Source organism: Deltaproteobacteria bacterium (genome assembly GCA_029210625.1).
GTDB lineage: Bacteria > Myxococcota > Myxococcia > SLRQ01 > SLRQ01 > JARGFU01.
Genome location: JARGFU010000008.1, coordinates 111,962 through 132,280 on the forward strand (window position 1 = coordinate 111,962; position 20,319 = coordinate 132,280).

The 20,319-nt window shown below is 70.5% G+C and carries 18 protein-coding genes; 9 read left to right on the forward strand and 9 right to left on the reverse strand.

Annotated elements, in window-relative coordinates:
* Window positions 1–4: 4 nt before the first annotated feature.
* The 3 genes from P1V51_09395 to P1V51_09405 all read left to right on the forward strand — a co-directional run bounded on the left by P1V51_09395 (window position 5) and on the right by P1V51_09405 (window position 4,449).
* The gene (locus P1V51_09395; GenBank protein MDF1563247.1) at window positions 5–988 is read left to right on the forward strand and encodes a VWA domain-containing protein; all 984 of its coding nucleotides are present in this window, start codon (window positions 5–7) and stop codon (window positions 986–988) included.
* 6 nt (window positions 989–994) lie between these two features.
* Window positions 995–2,302 (forward strand): adenylosuccinate synthetase, encoded by a 1,308-nt coding sequence (locus P1V51_09400; protein MDF1563248.1) that lies wholly within the window; start codon window positions 995–997, stop codon window positions 2,300–2,302.
* A gap of 98 nt (window positions 2,303–2,400) precedes the next feature.
* Window positions 2,401–4,449: a Zn-dependent oligopeptidase gene (locus tag P1V51_09405; GenBank protein ID MDF1563249.1), complete on the forward strand. Its 2,049-nt coding sequence runs from the start codon at window positions 2,401–2,403 to the stop codon at window positions 4,447–4,449.
* Here the strand turns inward: P1V51_09405 and P1V51_09410 are convergent.
* Both P1V51_09410 and amrA read right to left on the reverse strand, forming a co-directional pair.
* Complete coding sequence (locus P1V51_09410; protein ID MDF1563250.1) at window positions 4,419–6,629, reverse strand: ATP-binding protein; 2,211 nt, start codon at window positions 6,627–6,629, stop codon at window positions 4,419–4,421. The genes P1V51_09405 and P1V51_09410 overlap by 31 nt on opposite strands.
* 55 nt (window positions 6,630–6,684) lie before the next feature.
* The gene (gene amrA / locus P1V51_09415; protein MDF1563251.1) at window positions 6,685–7,239 is read right to left on the reverse strand and encodes an AmmeMemoRadiSam system protein A; all 555 of its coding nucleotides are present in this window, start codon (window positions 7,237–7,239) and stop codon (window positions 6,685–6,687) included.
* 81 nt (window positions 7,240–7,320) lie between these two features.
* Here amrA and P1V51_09420 point away from each other — a divergent pair, with 81 nt between their 5' ends.
* Window positions 7,321–8,163 (forward strand): homocysteine S-methyltransferase family protein, encoded by an 843-nt coding sequence (locus tag P1V51_09420; protein MDF1563252.1) that lies wholly within the window; start codon window positions 7,321–7,323, stop codon window positions 8,161–8,163.
* On the opposite strand, the gene P1V51_09425 is transcribed toward P1V51_09420, so the two are convergent.
* Window positions 8,121–8,813: a phosphatase PAP2 family protein gene (locus P1V51_09425; GenBank protein ID MDF1563253.1), complete on the reverse strand. Its 693-nt coding sequence runs from the start codon at window positions 8,811–8,813 to the stop codon at window positions 8,121–8,123. The two genes, P1V51_09420 and P1V51_09425, sit on opposite strands and share 43 nt — an antisense overlap.
* 230 nt (window positions 8,814–9,043) lie before the next feature.
* Between P1V51_09425 and P1V51_09430 the strand changes: the two genes are divergently transcribed.
* Window positions 9,044–9,940, forward strand: coding sequence for an OmpA family protein (locus P1V51_09430; protein ID MDF1563254.1), 897 nt, complete (start codon window positions 9,044–9,046; stop codon window positions 9,938–9,940).
* Window positions 9,941–9,948: 8 nt separating this feature from the next.
* Here the strand turns inward: P1V51_09430 and P1V51_09435 are convergent, their stop codons facing one another.
* Window positions 9,949–10,674, reverse strand: coding sequence for an SRPBCC domain-containing protein (locus P1V51_09435; protein MDF1563255.1), 726 nt, complete (start codon window positions 10,672–10,674; stop codon window positions 9,949–9,951).
* 250 nt (window positions 10,675–10,924) lie between these two features.
* On the opposite strand from P1V51_09435, the gene P1V51_09440 reads away from it, so the two are divergent.
* The 4 genes from P1V51_09440 to P1V51_09455 all read left to right on the forward strand — a co-directional run bounded on the left by P1V51_09440 (window position 10,925) and on the right by P1V51_09455 (window position 15,994).
* Entirely contained in the window at window positions 10,925–11,791 is an 867-nt protein-coding gene (locus tag P1V51_09440; protein MDF1563256.1) for an MBL fold metallo-hydrolase, read from the forward strand.
* Between the two features lie 46 nt (window positions 11,792–11,837).
* The gene (locus tag P1V51_09445) at window positions 11,838–13,343 is read left to right on the forward strand and encodes a sigma 54-interacting transcriptional regulator (protein MDF1563257.1); all 1,506 of its coding nucleotides are present in this window, start codon (window positions 11,838–11,840) and stop codon (window positions 13,341–13,343) included.
* Between the two features lie 125 nt (window positions 13,344–13,468).
* A complete protein-coding gene (locus P1V51_09450) occupies window positions 13,469–15,112 on the forward strand; it encodes a choice-of-anchor D domain-containing protein (GenBank protein ID MDF1563258.1) in 1,644 nt (547 codons plus the stop codon).
* A gap of 123 nt (window positions 15,113–15,235) precedes the next feature.
* Entirely contained in the window at window positions 15,236–15,994 is a 759-nt protein-coding gene (locus P1V51_09455) for a hypothetical protein (protein MDF1563259.1), read from the forward strand.
* Here P1V51_09455 and P1V51_09460 read toward each other — a convergent pair whose 3' ends face one another.
* From P1V51_09460 to P1V51_09480, 5 genes are read right to left on the reverse strand one after another with little or no spacing between them, the layout of a single operon-like run.
* Window positions 15,995–17,155 carry a DUF1015 family protein gene (locus tag P1V51_09460; protein MDF1563260.1) on the reverse strand — a complete coding sequence of 387 codons (1,161 nt, stop codon included), beginning with the start codon at window positions 17,153–17,155 and terminating at the stop codon, window positions 15,995–15,997.
* A gap of 22 nt (window positions 17,156–17,177) precedes the next feature.
* The gene (locus P1V51_09465) at window positions 17,178–17,750 is read right to left on the reverse strand and encodes a hypothetical protein (protein MDF1563261.1); all 573 of its coding nucleotides are present in this window, start codon (window positions 17,748–17,750) and stop codon (window positions 17,178–17,180) included.
* Between the two features lie 30 nt (window positions 17,751–17,780).
* Window positions 17,781–18,521, reverse strand: coding sequence for a sulfite exporter TauE/SafE family protein (locus P1V51_09470; protein ID MDF1563262.1), 741 nt, complete (start codon window positions 18,519–18,521; stop codon window positions 17,781–17,783).
* A gap of 3 nt (window positions 18,522–18,524) precedes the next feature.
* The gene (locus P1V51_09475) at window positions 18,525–19,526 is read right to left on the reverse strand and encodes an NAD(P)H-dependent glycerol-3-phosphate dehydrogenase (GenBank protein MDF1563263.1); all 1,002 of its coding nucleotides are present in this window, start codon (window positions 19,524–19,526) and stop codon (window positions 18,525–18,527) included.
* Window positions 19,527–19,569: 43 nt separating this feature from the next.
* Complete coding sequence (locus P1V51_09480; protein MDF1563264.1) at window positions 19,570–20,304, reverse strand: hypothetical protein; 735 nt, start codon at window positions 20,302–20,304, stop codon at window positions 19,570–19,572.
* Window positions 20,305–20,319: the final 15 nt, after the last annotated feature.

The following is a 20,319-nucleotide window of genomic DNA, read 5'->3' on the forward strand; positions in this document are numbered from 1 at the left end:
GGCGATGGGCTACGGCGCCTACAGCTACGAGGCCCACCGGGCCCTCACCCTCACCCGCCAGGCGAAGCCCGCCCAGGAGGTCTTCCAGCAGCGCGCCTGCCACCCGCTGATGGATCCGCAGGGCATCACCCTGCGAGAGAGCCGGGACTCCCCCGAGCACCCCGAGTCCCTCGGCATCGTCTTCGCCCTCGACGTCACCGGCTCGATGGGCGCCATCCCCCAGAAGCTCGCGACCCGCGACCTCCCGGGCTTCCTCCAGCGCGTGATCGCCCTGGGGATCGACCACCCCCAGGTGCTCTTCCTGGGCGTGGGCGACGCCACCGGCGATCGCGCACCGCTGCAGATCGGTCAGTTCGAGTCCACCGCCGAGCTGATGGATCAGTGGCTGACCTCCTGCTGGCTGGAGTCGGGGGGCGGCCGCGGCGATCGCGAGTCCTACGAGCTCGCCCTCTTCTTCGCCGCCCGCCACGTCGCGATGGACTGCCACCTCAAGCGCGGGCAGCGGGGCTACCTCTTCCTCACCGGCGACGAGAAGCCCTACCCGCGCCTCGCCCGCCAGATCGTCCTCTCGGTGCTGGGGCACGAGATCGACACCGACTTCCCGACAGCCGCGGTGGTCGAGGAGGTGCAGCACCTCTTCGAGCCCTTCTTCCTCATCCCGGATCTGGCCCGCCGCTCGGCTTGCGAGCGCGAGTGGCGCGACCTGCTGGGCGACCGGGTCGTCTGCCTCGAGCACCCGGACGACACCTGCCTCGCCGCCGCCAGCCTGATCGCCCTCGACCGCGGGCTGCGCGACCTCGATCAGATCGCCGCCGGCCTCGCCGAGGACGGGGAGCCGCGGGAGCGGGTGAACCGCATCGCGCGGGCGCTGATGCCCTTCGCCGCCTCGCTGGGGCGGGACGGCTGCCCCTCGCCCTCGATCGACCCGGGCGTCCCCGTCCCCGGGGTGGCGATGGGCGCCTCGCCCTACCGCCTGCCGGACGACTAGGGCGCCGTGGCCTCCCGGGCGTGGATGGTCGTCGACCTCGGCTTCGGCGACGCGGGCAAGGGCGCGGTCACCGATCACCTCGTGCGACACGAGGGCGCGCGCTGGGTGATCCGCTTCAACGGCGGCGCGCAGGCTGGCCACAACGTCGTCAGCCCGCAGGGGCGGCACCACACCTTCTCCCAGCTCGGCGCCGGCACCTTCGTGCCCGGCGTGCGCACCTACCTGGCCCCGCCGGTGGTCTTCCACCCCGGCGCGGTGCGCTTCGAGGCCGCGCACCTGCGGGAGGTAGGCGTCGAGGACGCGCTGTCGCGCCTGCACCTCGCCTCCACCTGCCGGGTCACGACCCCCTTCCACCAGGCCCTCGGGCGCCTGCGCGAGCTCGCCCGCGGCGCCTCGCCCCACGGCACCTGCGGGGTCGGCGTCGGCGAGACGGTGCGCGACGCCCTCGACCACCCGGGTGACGTGCTGCGCGCCGGCGACCTGCGGGACGCCGATCCGGGCGAGCGGCTCGAGCGGATCCGCCACCGGTGTCTCCGGGCGGCGGAGGCGCTCGCCCTCGACCTCTCTGACCCGCGCTGCGAGGAGGAGCTCGCGCTCCTGCGCGACCCCGAGGTCGTGCTTCGCTGGCGCGAGCTGATCGCTCCGGTCCTCGAGGCGATCCACCTCGAGGAGGACGAGGCCCTCGACGACGCCACCTTCGGCGAGGGGCCGCTCGTCTTCGAGGGGGCCCAGGGCGTCCTCCTCGACGAGCGGGCCGGCTTCCATCCCCACACCACCTGGAGCCGCTGCACCAGCGAGGGGGCCGAGGGCTGGCTCGCCGCCCGGGCGCTGCCCCAGCTCCCCCTTCGCCTCGGCGTCCTGCGGATCTACGCCACCCGCCACGGCCCGGGCCCCTTCCCCTCCGAGGCCCCCGAGCTCGCCTCCCTCCTGCCCGAGCCCCACAACGGCGGGCCCGGCTGGCAGGGTTCCTTCCGCCGGGGCTGGCTCGACCCGCCCCTGGTTCGTTACGCCATCGCCGCGAACGGCGGGATCGACGGCCTCGCCCTCACCCACCTCGATCGCCTCGGCGCGCTGCCGGCCTGGCAGCAGGTGGAAGAGCACGAGGGCCTCGACCGCCCCCTCGCGCCCCCGCCCGCCCCGGGCGAGGACCTCGAGGCCCAGGCGGCGCTGGGCCGCGCGCTGGCGAGCGCGACCGCGCGCCTCGCGCCGATCCGCGCCCGCGGCGAGGCGGCCTACCTCGCCTGGCTGGAGCGCACCCTGGAGGCGCCGGTCCGCTTCGTGGGCCGGGGGCCCGCCAGCGGCGCGCTGCGCTGAACCTACCCCCTCGCGGGGCGCCGCTTGACAAGCGCCACGCCATGGCCTTGTCTGCGCCCGCTTCTCGAACCCTCTTTTCTTGAGCAATGGAGACCGGCGTGAATCGATGGATCTTCCTGACGACGATGGTGGCCGCGGCGGCGGCCTGCACCCCCAGGACCGGTGAGGCGCCGAGCGAGGCGGTGGAGAAGATGACGAAGAGCGAGGGCGAGACCCAGCCGGCGAAGGACGAGGCGAATACGCCCCGCAGCGAGGCGGCGAAGGCCTATGAGGCCGAGTGCGACGCCCTGCTGAAGACCACGAAGGAGCAGATCGCCGCGCTCGAGGCTCTCGAGGGCGAGAAGACCGTCGACTCGGTGCTGGAGCCCCTCAACGAGATCTGGATCGGCCTGGACCGGGGCGCGAACACGGCCTCGCTGATGCGCGAGGTCCACCCGGACGCCTCCTTCCGCGAGGTCGCCGACCGCTGCGAGCAGGAGTTCGAGAAGCTGGTCACCGCCCTGGGTCTCTCGCGGCCCCTCTTCGACGCGGTCTCGGCGCTCGACGTCAGCCAGGAGGACGAGGTCACCCGGCGCCTGGTCGATCACCTGCTGCGGGACTTCCGCCGCTCCGGCGTCGACAAGGACGAGGCCACCCGCAAGAAGGTCACCGCCCTCCAGGAGGAGCTGGTCACCATCGGCCAGGCCTTCGGCAAGAACATCCGCGAGGACGTCCAGAAGATCGAGCTCGACTCGGTCGAGCGGCTGGCCGGCCTGCCCCAGGACTACATCGACGCCCACGCCCCGAACGAGGCGGGCAAGATCATCATCACCACCGACTACCCCGACTACATCCCCTTCCTCACCTACGCGAAGGACGACGCCGCCCGGCTCGAGCTCTACCGGGTCTTCAAGCAGCGCGGTCACCCCCAGAACCTGGAGGTGCTCGGGCAACTGCTGAAGAAGCGCCACGAGCTCGCCACCCTGCTGGGCTACGAGAGCTGGGCCGCCTACGTCACCGAAGACAAGATGATCAAGAGCAACGCGGCGGCTCGCGACTTCATCGAGAAGATCGCGAAGGCCTCGAAGGCCCGCGCGGACCGCGACTACGCCGAGCTGCTGGCGCGCCTCCAGAAGGAGCTACCCGAGGCCAAGGAGGTGGGCGACTGGCAGAAGGGCTACCTCGAGGAGCTCCTGAAGAAGGAGAAGTACGCCTTCGACTCCCAGAAGGTCCGGGAGTACTTCACCTACGCCAAGGTGCGCGACGGCATCTTCGCCATGACCGGCCGCCTCTTCGGCGTCGAGATCCGCAAGGTCGAGGCCGAGACCTGGCACGAGAGCGTCGAGGCCTACGAGCTGCTGGATGGCGGCCAGGTCATCGGCCGCTTCTTCCTCGACATGCACCCCCGCGAGGACAAGTACAAGCACGCCGCCGCCTTCCCGATGGTCACCGGCATCGTCGATCGCCAGGAGCCCATGGCCACCCTCGTGTGCAACTTCCCCGCCGAGGGGCCGATGGAGCACGACCAGGTGCAGACCTTCTTCCACGAATTCGGCCACCTCATCCATCACCTCTTCGGGGGTGATCACCGGTGGGTCGAGGTCTCGGGCTTCCGCACGGAGTGGGACTTCGTCGAGGCGCCCTCCCAGATCCTCGAGGAGTGGGCCTGGGACGCCAGCACCCTGAAGACCTTCGCCACCAACGCCAAGGGCGAGCCGATCCCCGACGAGCTGGTGAAGGCCATGCGCCGGGCCCGCGACTTCGGGAAGGGGACCTTCACGGCGCACCAGATGTTCTACGCCTCGGTCTCCCTGAACTTCTACGAGGCCGATCCCGCCACCATCGACACGACGGCCCTGCTCAAGGAGCTGCAGGCCCGCTACAGCCCCTTCGCCTACGTCGAGGACACCTACTTCCAGACCAGCTTCGGCCACCTCTACGGCTACTCGGCGATCTACTACACCTACATGTGGTCGCTGGTGATCTCGAAGGACCTCTTCAGCGTCTTCCAGAAGGAGGGCATCACCAACCCCGAGGTCGCCGCGCGCTACCGCAAGCTCGTGCTCGCGCCGGGCGGCTCGAAGGACGCGGCGGTGATGGTCCGCGACTTCCTCGGCCGCGACTACGGCTTCGAGGCCTACGAGGCCTGGCTCAACGCCGGCGACTGATCGAGCTGCTCGCGGAGCTTCCGGGCGAGCTCCTCGATCCGGTAGGGCTTCTGCAGGAAAGCGCAGCCCTGCTCCATCAGGGCTGCGGTCGACTGCTCGACGCTGTAGCCACTGGAGAGCAGGACCCTCGCCTCACAGGGGATCTGCCGGATCCGCTCGAAGGTCGCCGGACCGTCGAGCCCCGGCATGACCATGTCGAGGATGATGAGGTCCACGCGGGCCGGGTCCGCCTCGAGCAGCTCGAGGGCCGCGCGACCGCTGCTGGCGGTGAGGGTCCGGTAGCCGAGCATCTCGAGGAGCGGCTGGATGGAGCTCAGGATCAACGCCTCGTCGTCGATGACGAGGATGGTCTCGCTGCCCCCCGGGAGCTCTTCCGCCACCTCCTTGCGCTGCACCGGCTCCTCCTCCGGCTCGGCCGGGACCAGGACCCGGAAGGTCGAGCCCTCTCCCGGCGCGCTCTCCACCTCCACGGCGCCACCGTGGTTGCGGACGATCCCGTAGGCGGAGGCGAGGCCGAGGCCCGTGCCGCGCTCCTGTTCCCGGGTCGTGAAGAAGGGCTCGAAGATCCGGCGGCGGACCTCCTCGGTCATGCCCACCCCCGTATCCACGACGGCGATGCAGACGTAGACGCCAGCCCCGAGGTCCATGGCGGCCGCGTGATCCGCGTCGAGCTCGAGGTTCCGGGTCCGGACGGCGAGCTCCCCTCCCTCGGGCATGGCCTGCCAGCCGTTGAGCAGCAGGTTGAGGAGGACCTGCTCGAGCTGGTGCCGGTCCACCCGGGCGCTCCAGAGGTCCTCCTGGAGATCGAGGACCGGGGTGAGGGACTTGTGGGTGCGGGCGAACAACTCGAGCGACCGCTGGACGAGCTGGTTGAGATCCGTGACGGCCGGCTGGTACTTGCCACCCCGCGCCAGCCCCAGGAGCTGGCGGGTGAGGCCCGCGGCGCTCTCGATGTGCTCCTCGATGACCGAGAGGTGGGTGAGGGCCCCCTCCGGGACGTCCTTCCGGGCGTGCAGGAGCGAGACCCTCCCCTGGATCCCCATCAACAGGTTGTTGAAGTCATGGGCCATCCCCCCGGCCAGAGTACCCACCGCTTCCATCTTCTGTGCCTGAGCGAGGTGCTTCTCGACCCGCCGCTTCTCGCTGATGTCGATGACGATGCCCCGCAGGCCGATCAGCTCGCCGCCGCGGTGGACCGGGGCGGAGCGCAGGAGGATCGGGATCTCGGCGCCGCTCTTGTGGCGCGCGGTGTACTCCCGCAGGCCCAGGTCCTCGCCCCTCATCACCCGCACCATCCCGCTCGCGGCGCGCTCGACGTCGTCGCGGACGAGCATGTCGATGGCCGTCATCCCCGAGGTCAGCTCGGCCTCGGTGTAGCCGAAGACCTCGACGCAGGCCCGGTTCACGAAGGTGAGCCGCGCCTCCAGATCCGTCTCGAAGACGGTCTCGGGGAGGAGCTCGGCGAGCTGCCGGAAGCGCCGCTCGCTCTCTCCGAGGGCCGCCTCGGCCACGATGCGGGCCTCCACCTCCTGCCGGAGCTTCCCGACGGTGCGGGTGAGGTCCTCCGTCTTGCGCTCCTCCTCCCGGAGAGAGAGCTGCAGACGGCGACGGAAGGTCTCGGGGGCGAGGATCAGCACGAGGGCGAAGAGGGTGATGATCATGGCCGCGGTGATCCACGCCACCGGGGAGTAGGTGGTCAGGAGCGCCTCGCTCTCGGGCTGGACGAGGCCCGTCAGCAGCGCCGCGCCTGCCACGATCACGCTGACGATGGAGAGCGCCAGGACCGCGAGGCCCGCCCTGACACCGTAGAGGATGGCGGCGATCACCGAGAAGGCGGTGAGGGCCGCCACCCCGACCCCCCCCAGGCCCACCCGGAAGAGATCGGTGACGCCGATCCCCACCCCGAAGACGAGGAGGGCGTTGGCGCGGACCCGGAAGGAGAGCCGCCGGCCCAGCACAGCGGCGAGGAAGACCATGGCGTAGAGCACGGGATAGGCCAGGGCGAAGACGGGCTGATCGTTCCGGAGCGACAGGTAGCTGCCGAGGCCGACCGGAGCGGCAGACAGGATCGTGAAGCTCAGCAGCAAGAGCGCGAGCAGCTTCTCCCGCATCTCGACGATCTCCGGAGCAGGATCGTCGGTGGCGGTGATCGACGCCAGGAACGGCTTGATGAATTCCACGGTAGGGATCGGAGGCGGAGCCGGGGTCGTTCTTCTTCGAGGCCAGGGACCCTCCCTAGCCGTCGAAGTGTTCCACCTCGAAGGCCTCGATGCGAGCGCCGGGATCCCTCCAGGCGCCGTCGGGCAGGCCGGCCTTGTTGCAGAGGCGATCGAGGAAGGTCGGCAGGTCGTAGCCGTGCTCGGTGGCGACCTGAGGCAGCAGGAAGCCCCGGTGCCCGTGGTGGGTGAGGAGGAGGCCATCCCTCCCGAGGACGATGGCGCCCGGACGATCCGGCTCCTCCACCACGCGCCGGCCGTGGAGGAGGGAGATGTCGAGCTCGAGGCCCTCGAGCTCGTCGGGACGATAGGGCGCGAAGCGGGGGTCGTCGAAGGCGGAGAGGCGAGCGATCTCCGGAACGATCTCCCACAGGGGGCCATGGGCATCGAGGATGCCCCGGCAGCCCCGCAGGCGCCCCGAGTTGCGCACCGTCACGAAGACCCCGCAGCGCTCGGAGAGCCGCTCGCGCTCCGCCTCGCTCGGCGGCGTGAGCGCGCGCTGATCCAGCTCGGCCTCGATGGCGGCGCGGGCGCTGGCGAGGAGGGCCTCTTGCTGGCTGCGGGAGAAGGTCATGACCTGTCCCCAGCATAGCCGCCTTGCCGCCGGCCGGCACCGCCACACACCCACCCGGGAAAACCGGTAGCATCGGAAGCGATGCCGCGCTTCGACGACCGGGAGCTGATCCTCCTCGACGGCGCCATGGGCACCGCCCTCGAGGCCTCCGGCCTCGCGCTGCCGGCCCCCGACTGGAGCGCGCACGCCGTCCTCCACCACCCGCAGGCGGTGCGTGAGCTCCACCTCGCCTACGCCCGCGCCGGGGCCGAGGTGCTCACCGCCTGCACCTTCCGCACGACCTTCCGAGCCCTCGGTGAGGGCTGGGAGGAGGTCGCCCACCGCGCGGTGGAGCTCGCCCGGGAGGCCGCCGCGAGCGTGGACCACGAGGTACGGGTGGCGGGCTCCATCGCGCCCCTCGAGGACTGCTGGCGCCCCGATCTCTCCCCTCCGGATCCCGGCCCCGAGCACCGCGCCCTGGCGGGGGTGCTCGCCGACGCGGGGGTGGACCTCCTACTCTGCGAGACCTTCACCCACGTGGGCGAGGGGCACAGCGCCGCCCGGGCCGCGGCGAGCACCGGCCTGCCGGTCTGGCTCTCCTTCAGCGCGGGCCCCTCGGGCGACCTGCTCGACTTCGACGATCTCGTGGACGCCTTCGACAACGCCAACCTCACCGGCGCCGACGCGCTGCTGCTCAACTGCGTTCCGCTGGCGGTGGTCGAGGCGGTCTACCCGCTCCTGGGTGAGTTCGGGCTCCCCTGGGGGGTCTACCCGAACGCGGGGGCGGTCCAGGAGGGGCACGCGGGGCCGCCCCTGGACCCCGCCACCTTCGCCCGGGTGGCGCAGCGCTGGGTCGAGGCGGGGGCGAGCATCGTGGGGGGGTGCTGCGGCACCACCCCCGCTCACCTCGAGGCGCTCGCCGCCCGCCTGGCCGGCCGCCGGTAGAGCCACCAGCGGAAGAAGAGCGCCATGGCCGTCCCGGCCACCGCGTCGAGGAGGTAGTGCTGACGCACGAAGAGGACCGAGAGGGCGATCCAGAGGATCACGGCGTAGACCGGCCAGCGCAGGGCGGGCCGGTCCTCGATGAGGACCAGGCCGGAGAAGACCCCGAGGCAGAGGTGCATCGAGGGGAAGAGGTTCAGCGGCGGGTCCACCGAGTAGAAGAAGGCCGTGAGCGCCGCGCTCACCCCCTCCATCCTCCCGGCGAGCTCGTCGGGCCGGCCGACCATCCTCACCGGCACCAGGATGAAGACGACGAAGGCGATCGAGGACTGGATCAGGAAGCCCCGCGCCGCCTTCAGGAAGATCTCTCGATCCCGGACCAGGAGGATGATGAGGGCGATGAGGCCGAAGATCGAGGCGTAGCCCCAGGAGAAGCCGACCCAGAGCGGGATCCGGTGATCGATGGGGAGGGAGAGGTCGTAGAAGACCCCGCGCCAGGCCACCAGCTTGCCCACCACGAACCAGCCGAAGAGGTAGTAGCTCACGGCGACGACCAGCCAGAAGATGCGCTCGCGCCAGTCGTAGCGCTCGGGAGGTGGGGTGCCCCAGGGTGTCGTGAGTCGGACCCAGAGGCCCCGCTTCTCGCTCCCCATGGGCTCACTCTGACCGAAGGGGCGCTCCGGATACAACGGCGCGGTCCTCCCTCGTCCGTTTTCAGTGGTCGCTCTCCGGCTTCCAATCGTATGACCCGCCAGGACGGACCGATGACCGAAGACCGATGACCGAAGTCTCGGCGGTCCTTGACCGCCCCTCCGCACCGCGCTACCGCTTCGGTGCCAACGCAGTACCCACAGCTCACTCCGATTCAAAAGGGGGCGTAGTGATGAAGCGTTTCATGGGAACCATCGTGGTGGCGGGCATCCTCGCGACCGGCTGCGTGAGCCAGAAGAAGTACGACGCCCTCCAGGCGCAGCTCGACGCCACCACCCGGGCGATGCAGACCCAGATCGACGACCGCGACGCCCGGATCGTCGACGCCGAGCAGGCCCTGGCCGGTGAGCGGCAGAAGGTCGACCAGCTCAACCGCCGCATCGAGGAGCTCGGCCGCCGCCTCACCAAGGCCGAGGCCGATCGCGTCACCCTCGAGCAGGAGCGCGCCGGCCTGCAGGAGCAGCTGGCCGAGACCGTGCGGGACAAGTCGAAGCTCAAGGGCTCCATCGAGGAGATGAAGGAGGCGCTGGCGGATCTGAAGGCCCGTAAGGCCGCCGCCGAGGCGCGGATCGCCGAGTTCCGCAGCCTCCTCGATCGCTTCAAGCCCCTCATCGACACCGGAAAGCTCAAGGTGAAGATGGTCGACGGCCGGATGGTCGTGGCCATGGCCACCGACGTGCTCTTCACCTCCGGCTCCGCCGCCCTCTCCCAGGAGGGCAAGGACGCCATCGTGGAGGTCGCCGGCCTCCTGGCCGCCATGGAGGGCCGCCGCTTCCAGATCGAGGGCCACACCGACGACGTCCCGATCCGCACCGCCAAGTTCAACTCCAACTGGGAGCTCGCGTCGGCCCGGGCCACCAACGTGGTCAAGGCGATGATCGACGGCGGCCTGCCCCCGCAGCGGGTCTCGGCGGCGAGCTTCGGCGAGTACAAGCCCACGGCCTCCAACGAGACGAAGGAGGACCGCGGCCTCAACCGCCGCATCGAGATCGTGCTGGTGCCGGACCTCGACAGCCTGCCGGGCTTCGACGAGCTGAAGCGGATGAGCGAGGCGGGCGGCGACAGCTAGGCCGCGGCCTACTTCTTCCTGGCCGCCTTCTTCTTGGCGGCGGCCTTCTTGACCGCCTTCTTGGCGGCCGTCTTCTTCGTCGCCTTCTTGGCGGTCTTCTTGGCCGCCTTCTTGACGATCTTCTTCTTGGCGACCTTCTTGGTGGTCTTCTTCGCCACCTTCTTGGCCGCCGGCTTGGCCGCCTTCTTCGCGACCTTCTTCGCGGCTTCGGCCTTCGAGGGCTTGTTCCGCTTCCGGCCACCCGCCATCCGCTCGGCCTGGGAGCGCTGCTTGGCGCGCTTCGCCCGGGCCTGGCTCGTCTTGCGGGCAGCCTCGGCGGCGACGCGGGTCCGCGGAGCGCCGGTGGCGAAGTAGGCCCGCATCGGCGCCAGGTAGAAGTCTCGCCAGCCCTGCTCGTAGCGCTTGCCGAGACCCCTGGGGACGTTGGTGTGCTCGATCACCACCCGGGTCCCGCCCTCGGCGGGCTCGAAGAGGACCTCGATCGTCGAGTCGTCCGCGCCGGAGGGGAAGTCGGTCGAGCGCCAGGACTGGAGGATCCGCCGGCTGGGGTCCAGGTCCTGGTTGATCCCCCAGATGTACCCTCCCCAGGCGGTGTGCCGCCCCCCGGGCCAGGGCTCGCAGGAAGCCTTCTCGCCGGTCATGGCGCCATGTTCCAGACCGTTGAGCCAGGCCTGGTAGATTCGGTAGGGGCTGGCAGGAATCACTGCCGACACCCGGATGGTCTCGGTGGCCATGGGCCTCTCCGCTTGCTTCGGGCAGGTCAAGGGCGCCCGGTGGCGCGACAATTCCTCCGCCATTTCAACCATCCAGAAGGTTCAGGTCAAGAAATGCTCGAATTCCGGTCCTGAATTGAATCATTTCGACGCAGACGATTGACTCGAAGTGGCTCAATTCGAAGCGGCGGTACCTGATTTCAGGTACTTGGAGAGTGGCACGCTGACTGCAGTCTGGAGAGGTCGAATGACCCACCAAGGAGGCAGTGAGATGAAGATCCGGTTCTGGGGCGTGCGAGGCTCGGTGGCCAGCAGCGGACCGGCCACCCGGAAGATCGGCGGCAACACCACCTGCGTCGAGGTCGAGAGCCAGGGTGAGCGGCTCATCCTGGACGCCGGCACCGGGGTGCGCGCCCTGGGGGATCACCTCCTGGAGGCGGCCCGGCAGGGCGACCGCCGCGTGCCGATCGAGGCCTCCTTCCTCTTCACCCACCTGCACTGGGACCACATCCAGGGCTTCCCCTTCTTCGCCCCGGCCTACGTCCCGGGCACCGAGCTGACCCTCTACGGCCCCTCCGAGGCCGCCGGCGGGAGCGAGGAGCCCATGGACCTGCGCGGGGCCCTGGCCCGTCAGATGGAGGCGCCGAACTTCCCGGTGCCCCTCGAGGCGATGGGCGCGGACAAGCGCTTCCGGGACCTGGACGACGGTGACCGGCTCGCCCTGGGGCCCTTCGAGATCCTCACCCGGCGCCTCGAGCACCCCCAGGGCTGCCTGGGCTACCGCATCGAGGCGGAGGGCCACAGCGTCTGCTTCGCCACCGACACCGAGCACCGCGCGGACGGAGAGCTCGACGAGGCCCTCCTCCAGCTCGCCCGCGGGGTGGACCTGCTCATCTACGACGCCCAGTACACGCCGGACGAGTACGAGGGCACCTTCGGGCCGAGCCGCCGGGGCTGGGGTCACTCCACCCACGAGGCGGCCGCCCGGATCGCGCGGGCCTGCGGGGCCAAGACCCTGGCCCTCTTCCACCACGACCCCACCCACGATGACGCCTTCGTCGCCCGGATGGAGCGCGACGCCCGGGGGCTCTTCCCCTGGACCCGCGCCGCCCGGGAGGGCGAGGTGGTGAGGTTCTAGGGTGGCCATCGCACGCGCCAGGATTCGAGATAGACTGCGAGGCGCGGTGGGCACCTCTCCTCCACGACCTGGCGACCCGCTCCTGGTGCTCGGTGAGCTCCTCGACCGGGAGGTCGCCCTCGGCGAGCTCCTGACCGGGGTGGTGCGCCGCATCGCCCAGGCCATGCGGGCCGACCGGGGCACCCTCTACCTGCTGGACCGGGCGCGGGAGGAGCTCTTCTCCAAGGCCGCCGACCTGCCCGAGCTCTCGGAGATCCGGCTGGCCCTCGGCCAGGGGGTGGCCGGGCACGTCGCGCAGACCGGCGAGACCCTCAACGTGCCCACCACCAACGCCGACCCCCGCTTCTTCTCGGGGATCGACGCCCGGACGGGCTACGAGACGCGCTCGATCCTGGCGGTGCCCCTCCGGGACAGCCAGGGCGACCTGATCGGGGTCGTGCAGCTGCTCAACAAGCAGGGCGGCCCCTTCACCCGGGACGATGAGATGACCCTCACCGCCCTGGCCGAGCAGGCCGCGGCCGCGGTGGAGGCCACCACCCTCTACGACGCCCTCTTCCGGGGCGAGGCCGCCCCCGCCGGGGTCGCCCAGGGGAAAGTCGACAGCCGCTTCAACCGGATCATCGGCGAGTCGGCGGTGATGCAGCGCGCCTACGACCTCACCACCCGCGCCGCCCGCTCCGAGGCCACGGTGCTCATCCACGGCGAGAGCGGCACGGGCAAGGAGCTCTTCGCCCGGGCGGTGCACGTGAACTCCCGGCGCAGCGAGGGCCCCTTCGTGAAGGTGGACTGCGCCGCCCTCCCCGAGAGCCTCATCGAGAACGAGCTCTTCGGCCACGAGAAGGGCGCCTACACCGGCGCCGACGCCCGGGCCGAGGGGAAGTTCGACGCGGCCGCCGGCGGCACCCTCTTCCTCGACGAGATCGGGGAGCTGCCCCTCTCCGCCCAGTCCAAGCTGCTGCGCGTCCTGCAGGATCACACCTTCCTGCGGGTGGGCGGCACCGAGCAGGTGGAGGCGGACGTCCGGGTGGTCACCGCCACCAACCGCGACCTGGAGCAGATGGTGAAGGAGGGCCGCTTCCGGAGCGACCTCTACTACCGGGTGCGGGTGGTCGACATCCTCCTGCCCCCGCTGCGGGAGCGCGGAGAGGCCGACCTGCGGCGCCTGGTGCTGCACTTCATCCAGAGCACGGCCCGGCGCCACGGCCGCGAGGTCCCGGCCCTCTCCGAGGGGGCCTGGAGCCGGCTGCTCTCCTACCGCTGGCCCGGGAACGTGCGGGAGCTCGAGCACTGCATCGAGAGCGCGGTGGTCATCTGCGACGAGACCGTCATCCAGCCCGCCGACCTGCCCCTGCCCGATCGGGGGGCCGAGCGGAGCCGCGCGGGGGAGCCCGGCGCCCTCGAGCTCGGGCCCGCCGCCACCCTCGAGGAGGTCGAGCGGGAGCACATCCGGCGGGTCCTCGAGAGCGTGGACGGGAACCGCAGCGAGGCCGCCCGCTCGCTGGGGATCGGCCGCAGCACCCTTCTGCGCAAGATCGCCCGCTACGGGCTCTAGAGCCGGGCCTTACGTTCCGGCCCCCCAGGCGCCTGGCACTTCCGGAACCGGTCCCGCTTCGGCTAGGTTCCCGACCGGGTTCGATGAGTCGGCCGTGCTGTCCGCGGTGCCGTATTGGGGGTCCGATGACTTTCGAGAGTGTTCGTTCGAGGGGTCTCTTCCTGCTGTCCGGGCTGGCGCTCGTGCTGCTGGTGTCCTCCGGCTGCCGCAAGGAGGGCATCATCGCCGCCCAGCGGCTGATGGCCCCCTCGGGGGACAGCATCGACTTCGGCAACGTCCTCCTGGCCCAGGCCGACGAGCGGACCATCACCCTGGCCAACAACGGGGATCTGCTGGTCTCCCTCGGGGACATCACCGGCGACACGATGGGCGGCGCCTTCGCCATCGAGTACGACGAGACCGAGATCCAGCCCCGCCGCAGCACCACCCTGCGGGTGCGCTTCGCCCCCATCCGCGAGGGCGAGTACTCCACCTCCTTCGTGGTGAACAACGACAGCACCAACCTGCCGGAGTACCTCCTGACGGTGACCGGCTTCGGCATCGACCCCGGCCCCTGCCACGGCGTCGACTGCAGCACGCCCCCCTCCCCCTTGTGCCTCAACAGCACCACGGCCCGGGTCTACCTCCCGGGCGGCCGCTGCGTGGACGGGACCTGCGAGTTCGAGACCAGCGACGAGACCTGCACCTTCGGCTGCACCGCCGGCGCCTGCGCCCCCGACCCCTGCCTGGGCAAGAGCTGCCAGCAGCCGCCGAACCCCTACTGCTACCAGGCCAACGGGACCTGCAGCGGCGGCACCTGCAGCTACACCGCGATGGCCGACACCACGCCCTGCAGCGATCCGGCCGCGCCCCCCGCGCCGGCCTGCGTCGACATGAACACCCGCCGCACCTACCTCATCGAGGGCGAGTGCCAGAACGGGGTCTGCCAGAAGCTCTTCAACGACGAGACCTGCCCCTTCGGCTGCCTGAACGGCGCCTGCGCCCCCGACCCCTGCATCGGGATCTCCTGCGACAGCCCGCCCAACGACCAGTGCTACGAGCCCACCGGCACCTGCACCGGCGGGGTCTGTGACTACACCCTCCTCGCGGAGGGCGAGCCCTGCGACAGCGGCGACCCCTGCGTGCCGAGCGCCGCCTGCACGGCCAACGGCCAGTGCGAGGGGGCCCGCACCACCTGCACCCCGCCGGGGCAGACCTGCACCAACCAGGGCGACGGCACCGGCATCATCGAGCGCTACGATCAGGCCATCGGCACCTGCAACAGCGCCACCGGCACCTGCGTCTTCCAGCGGCTGCCCGACATCACCTGCGACTACGGCTGCGCCGGCGACACCTGCTCGGGCGACCCCTGCGTGGGGAACCCCTGCGACGACGGCACCCCCTGCACGATCGACACCTGCGTGCCCGGCGGCGGCACCTACACCTGCAGCTACGCTCTCTCCACCCTCCCGGACGGGATCACCGGCATCGCCTGCACCATCGGCACTGGCCAGTGCAACCAGGGCCGCTGCCAGGTGAACGGCACCGGCAGCGGCACCTACGCCCACTGCCTCTACGAGGACGGCGCCGCCTGCACCGACGACTGGAACCCCGACGACACCCCGGCGCTCTGCACCCTCCCGGACGTGCCGGGCAGCTGCGTCGCCGGCACCTGCATCAAGAACCAGGCGACGATGGACCAGATCACGAACAGCCAGTGCGCCGGCTGCTTCATCTGCCTCGAGTGCCCCGCCAACGGGGTCAGCGGGCTGCCCTGGTTCTGCCTCTAGCCCCTCCCGGACGCCGGGCCTGACCCCCCGTCTTTTCCGGGGGGGGGCCGGTCGATTCCCTCTTTCCGGGAGCGATCCGGCGGCCCCATGCTGTAGGCGGTCCCGTGCTGGTTTCTGGAGGCCATGTCCTACTGGGATCCCTACGACGCCCGCTTCACCTCGCAGGAGGGCGGGCTGATCCAGGGCAACCTCTTCCACCGCTGCGGATCGGTGAACTGCCTGCACTTCCTCGAGCCGGGGGGCGAGGAGGTCGCGGCCCGCGGCGCCCGGATCCTGGACAACGTCTTCGCCGAGGACCTGCTCTGCTGCCTCTCCGTCTGGGGCGGGGAGGACATCGAGATCCGCGGCAACACCTGCGCCGGTGATCTCGGGATCTTCTCCCGGGGCCAGGTGGACGTGACCCTCTCCCGGAACACCTTCGTCGGAACGACCTACTCGGGCTGCGTGCTCTGCCTCGACGCCCAGGGCGCCCGCATCGAGGACAACGCCTTCACCTCCGAGGACGAGGAGGTCTATGCGATCCTGGACGCCGGCGAGGGCAAGCGGAACCAGCTCTCGTGGGGGAACGAGTGGGGCGAGGCGCGCTGGGTCGACCGCAGCGGGCTGACCATCCCCGGCAACGTCGGCCTGGGAGACAAGATCGACGTCCAGCAGGATCGGATCGTCATCGCGCGGCACCCCGCGCTCACGAACCTCGACGGCTTCATCCTGCTGAGCTTCGAGGCGCAGACCTGCGAGGTCCGGCCCCGGGTCCTGCGCGACGGAGTCCCCTGCGCCGAGCTCGAGGGCTGCGAGGTGACCGACTGGCAGCCCTCCCTCGGCCGGGTCCGGGCCCGGGTCGACGGCCGGGGCGACTACCGCACCGCCTGCCCCGCCCCCTGATCAGCGTCGCGCGTGCCGGTAGACGAAGAGCCCCGAGAGGATCTTCGGCGCGAAGAAGGTGCTCTTCTCGGGCATGACGATCTCGGGGTCCTCGAGGCCGGCGTCGGCCACGGCCATGAGCTCGCCGATGCTCACCGGGTGGAGGGCGACGGCCAGCTCGTACTTGCCGCTCGCGACCTGCGCCTTCATCTCGTCGAGGGCCGACTCGGGGTAGTAGTCGAAGTGCGCCGGATCGACGATCTGATCGTGGGAGAGCCCGAGGTGGGGGTAGAGCTCCCGCTCGAGGATCGAGCAGTCGAGGCGCCCCACCACGTCCTCCGGGACCTCCTTCGCCTCGAGCAGCCAGGTGCCCTCCCTCGAGTGGAGGCAGAAGGCGTGCTTCCCGGGGGTGGCGAAGGCCTCGACCGGCTTCAGGTCGAGCTTCTCGCGCACCTCGGCGAAGGGCACCGTGCCGTTGACCACCCGATCGTAGGCCAGGATCTCGGCCTCCTCGGTGACGTAGGCGAGGGTGTGGGTCTGCTCGTTCCGCAGGGCGGCGTGGTAGCGGTGGTGTCCGTCGGCGATGTAGAGCGGGTGCTCACCGATGGCGGCCTGGATCGTCCGCCCGGCCTCGCTCTCCTCGGGGACGCGCCAGACCTTGCTGGCGATGCCGGTGAGCTCGGTCCCCGGCCCGAAGTCCGAGACGAAGTCGTAGAGGGGTGCCTCCTCCTTCACGGAGGCGAAGGCGCCCTTCAGCGAGGCTCGGGTGAGCAGGAAGACGGGACCGAAGGTGTGGCCGGTGGACTCGGCCAGCGCGATCCGCCCCTTCACCTTCGCGTCGAAGGTCTTCTCGTGGCGGATGACCTGGTGCTCGGCGTAGTCGGTGACCTCACAGGCGAGGAAGACCCCCGTCCGCTGCCCCGGCGTGGGTAGCTCCCAGGTCTGCTCGTAGACGTAGAAGGCCGGCTCGTTGTCGTCGATCAGCGCGTTGCGGGCCCGCAGGCTGGTGAGGGCGGCGGCCGGCGCGTCGCCGAGGGTGACGTGGAAGAGGCTGTCGTCCTCCGCCTGCAGCTTCGCCTCGAGGGGGGTCCCCTCCTTGATGACGTCGTAGGGGGGACAGCTCACCTTGGCGACCCGCTCGGGGGCGGGGCGCAGGCCGACGAGGCCAGCGACCACGGTCATGGGAGGCTCCTTGGTGGGGGCTCTAGAGGATGTAGAAGCGGATGTGGGCCGTGACGAGTCCGAAATCGAAACCCGCTGCCGCACCGCCCAGGAAGATACGCACGTTCGGGCGGTATTCGAGGGCGAGATCGATGGGGATCGGCACGAACTCGAGACTGCCACCGATGACGCCAGCGACGGCGAGGCCAAGTGAGCTGCCGAACTCATCGATACCCAGTCCGCCGCCGGCGCCGAGGTACCAACCGAAGCGAACGATCTCGTTGCGCCGGACCCCGGGCATCTCCAGGAGGACGTCGATGCTCGCGGCGATGCCGTTGTAGGCACCGTAGTACCAGTACCCATTCGTCCGCCGAACGCAGCGGTGGCAGCCACCGAGGTTGGCCTGGAAGGCCAGGGCGTCGCCGACGATGTACTTGGCCGAGAAGCCGCTCGCCAGGGTGCCGGTGCCCAGGCCCACACCGATGTACCGGTTCTTCCGGATCTTGCCGAGGTTCGGCAGCTCGGCCTGCCGGCGCGCCGGCGGCGGCGAGTTCTGGGCCGCGGCCGGAGCCGCGAAGGTGAGCGCCAGAGCGATGACGATGAGCTTGCTTCGCATGAGATCTTTCCTCCCCGTGTGCGTCAGAACCTAGCCGAAGGCTGCCCCCAGCAGAAGCCAGAGGGCCATGACCACCAGTACGCTCTCGAAGAGGAGAAGGAAGAAAGGCCGGGAGATCCGGTGGAGGATGGCCTTGCCCAGCACCGTCCCCAGGATCACCGCGACCACCATCGCCGCGACCAGGCCCAGGTGGGGCTGGAAGTCGAAGCCCAGGGTCAGGAACGCCGGGATCTTGAGGGCGTGCCCGATGGACTGGCAGGCCGCCTTGGTCGCGACGATCTCCTCCTTCGAGAGATCGTCCCGCAGGAAGAAGGGGGCCACGAAGGGCCCGGTGGCGCCGACGAAGAGGGTGAGGAAGCCGACGAAGAGCCCCACCGGGGCGAAGGTCCAGAGGGGGAGGTTTCGCTGACCGAAGCGCGGCGCGCCGAAGCGGCGCCAGGCGAGGAAGGCCAGGATGAAGAGCCCGATCGCCGGCTTGAGGTAGCCCATCTTCGTGGGTTGCCAGAGCGAGGTGGCCAGGGCGACGCCGCCGATCATCGGCAGCAGGTAGATCAGGAAGATCTTCCAGCTGACCTGCCGCAGGAAGACGAGCGTCCGGGTGAAGTTCGAGAAGAGCTGCACGACCGCGTGCAGCGGCACCACCCAGGTGGGCGGGAGGAGGGCCGTCATCAGCCCCAGGAGGGTCAGCCCCCCGCCCATCCCCACGATGGCCGAGAGGATCGAGGTGACGAAGGCCCCCGCGACCAGGGCGGCGAGGATCCCGGCGGACAAGACCTACTGGTTCTCGGACTTCGGCGCGCGGCTCATCAGCTCGACCACGGCCTGCTTCGGTGACTTGCCCTCGTAGAGCACCTGGTAGACCGCCTCGGTGATGGGCATCTCGACCCCCAGCTTCTTGCCCAGATCGTGGGCCGAGGCCGTCGTCTTCACGCCCTCGGCGACCATGCCCAGCTCCTCGAGGATCTGCTCGAGCTTCTTGCCCTTGCCCAGCTCCACCCCGACGGTGCGGTTCCGGGAGAGGCCCCCGGTGCAGGTGAGCACCAGGTCGCCCATGCCGGCCAGGCCCATGAAGGTCAGCGGGTTCGCCCCCATCACCGTGCCCACCCGCGAGATCTCCGCCAGACCCCGGGTGATCAGCGCGGCCCGGGTGTTGTGCCCGAAGCCCAGCCCGTCGGCGATGCCGGCGCCGATGGCCATCACGTTCTTGAGCGCCCCGCCGACCTCCACCCCCAGCACGTCGGTCGAGGTGTAGGTGCGGAAGTAGGGGGCGGTGAAGAGGGCCTGCGAACGCTCGGCGACCTTGTGCCAGGAGGCGGCGATGGTCACGGCCGTGGGCTGCTGGGCGCAGACCTCCTTGGCGAAGGAGGGCCCGGAGAGGAAGGCCAGGTAGGGCTCGTAGACCTCGGGGAGGACGTCCTCCAGGATCTGCGCCACCGTCATCAGGGTGCCGTTCTCGATGCCCTTGCTGGCCGCGATGATCGGCACCTGGGTGGGGATAGAGTGGGCGTGCTCCCGCAGGACCTCCCGGATGGAGGGCGTCGGGATCACCACCACCACGGCCTCGGCGTCCTTGAGGGAGGAGGGCAGGTAGGTGGTCGCCGTCAGGGTGTCGGGGAGGACGTGCCCCTTCAGGTAGCGGGTGTTCTCGTGCTTGCCGTTGATGTCCTGCGCCACGGCGGTGTCGCGCAGCCAGAGCGAGACCTCGTTGCCCTGCCGCGCCAGCACGTCGGCCAGCGCCGTCCCCCAGGAGCCTCCCCCCAGCACCGAAACTCGCATCGTCTCCTCCAGTCTCCCGCCCGGCTTCCCCGGGGCGGGGCTATCAGTGCAGCACGTCGAGCATGACGGCCACGTAGGGCATCACCGGTGGCTCGGCCCGCGGGTTCTCGGGCGAGGTGAAGTGAAGGTCGAGTCCGATGATGCTGGAGAGGTGGAAGCTGCGGGAGATCCGAAGCTCCACCCCGGCATGGATGGGCAGGTTGCCCACCAGCAGGAAGGCCGGCGGGATGCCCCCGAGCGCCTGGGGCTCGGGGTGGAAGTCGAAGGCCAGCTGCCCCGAGGTCTCCACGAAGAAGACCGCCCCCTGGCTGCTGCGGATCGAGGCCACCAGCCCGACCGAGGTCGAGGCGTCGCGGGTGCCGGAGATCGCCACCGCCACCCGCTGGGCCTGGTAGAAGGCGTAGCCTCCGGCGAGGCGCAGGGCGAGCGCGAAGTCCTCCCGGCCGCCCATCAGGCGGACGCGGCCCTCGACCTCGAGGCGAGACATCAGCCCGTAGAGGGCCCGCACGCCGACCCGCAGGTCGGTGCTCTCGCTGATCCCCACCCCGCCGTCGACCACCAGGAAGGGGAAGCCCAGCCCCGCCGCGATGCCCATGGTCCCGGGCCGCAGGGTCGCGGCCTCGTAGAGGAAGTCGGGGTTGCGCTCCTCGGCCTCGGCCCGGTCGAGCTCGGTCCAGCCCACGAAGAGGGTGGGCTCCCGGCGGCGCTGGGCGCTCGCGCCGGCCGCCGGCCAGAGGCAGGCCAGGGCGAGCAGGAGGGGAAGGAAGCTGCGTCTCACGGGCCCCCAGCTTAC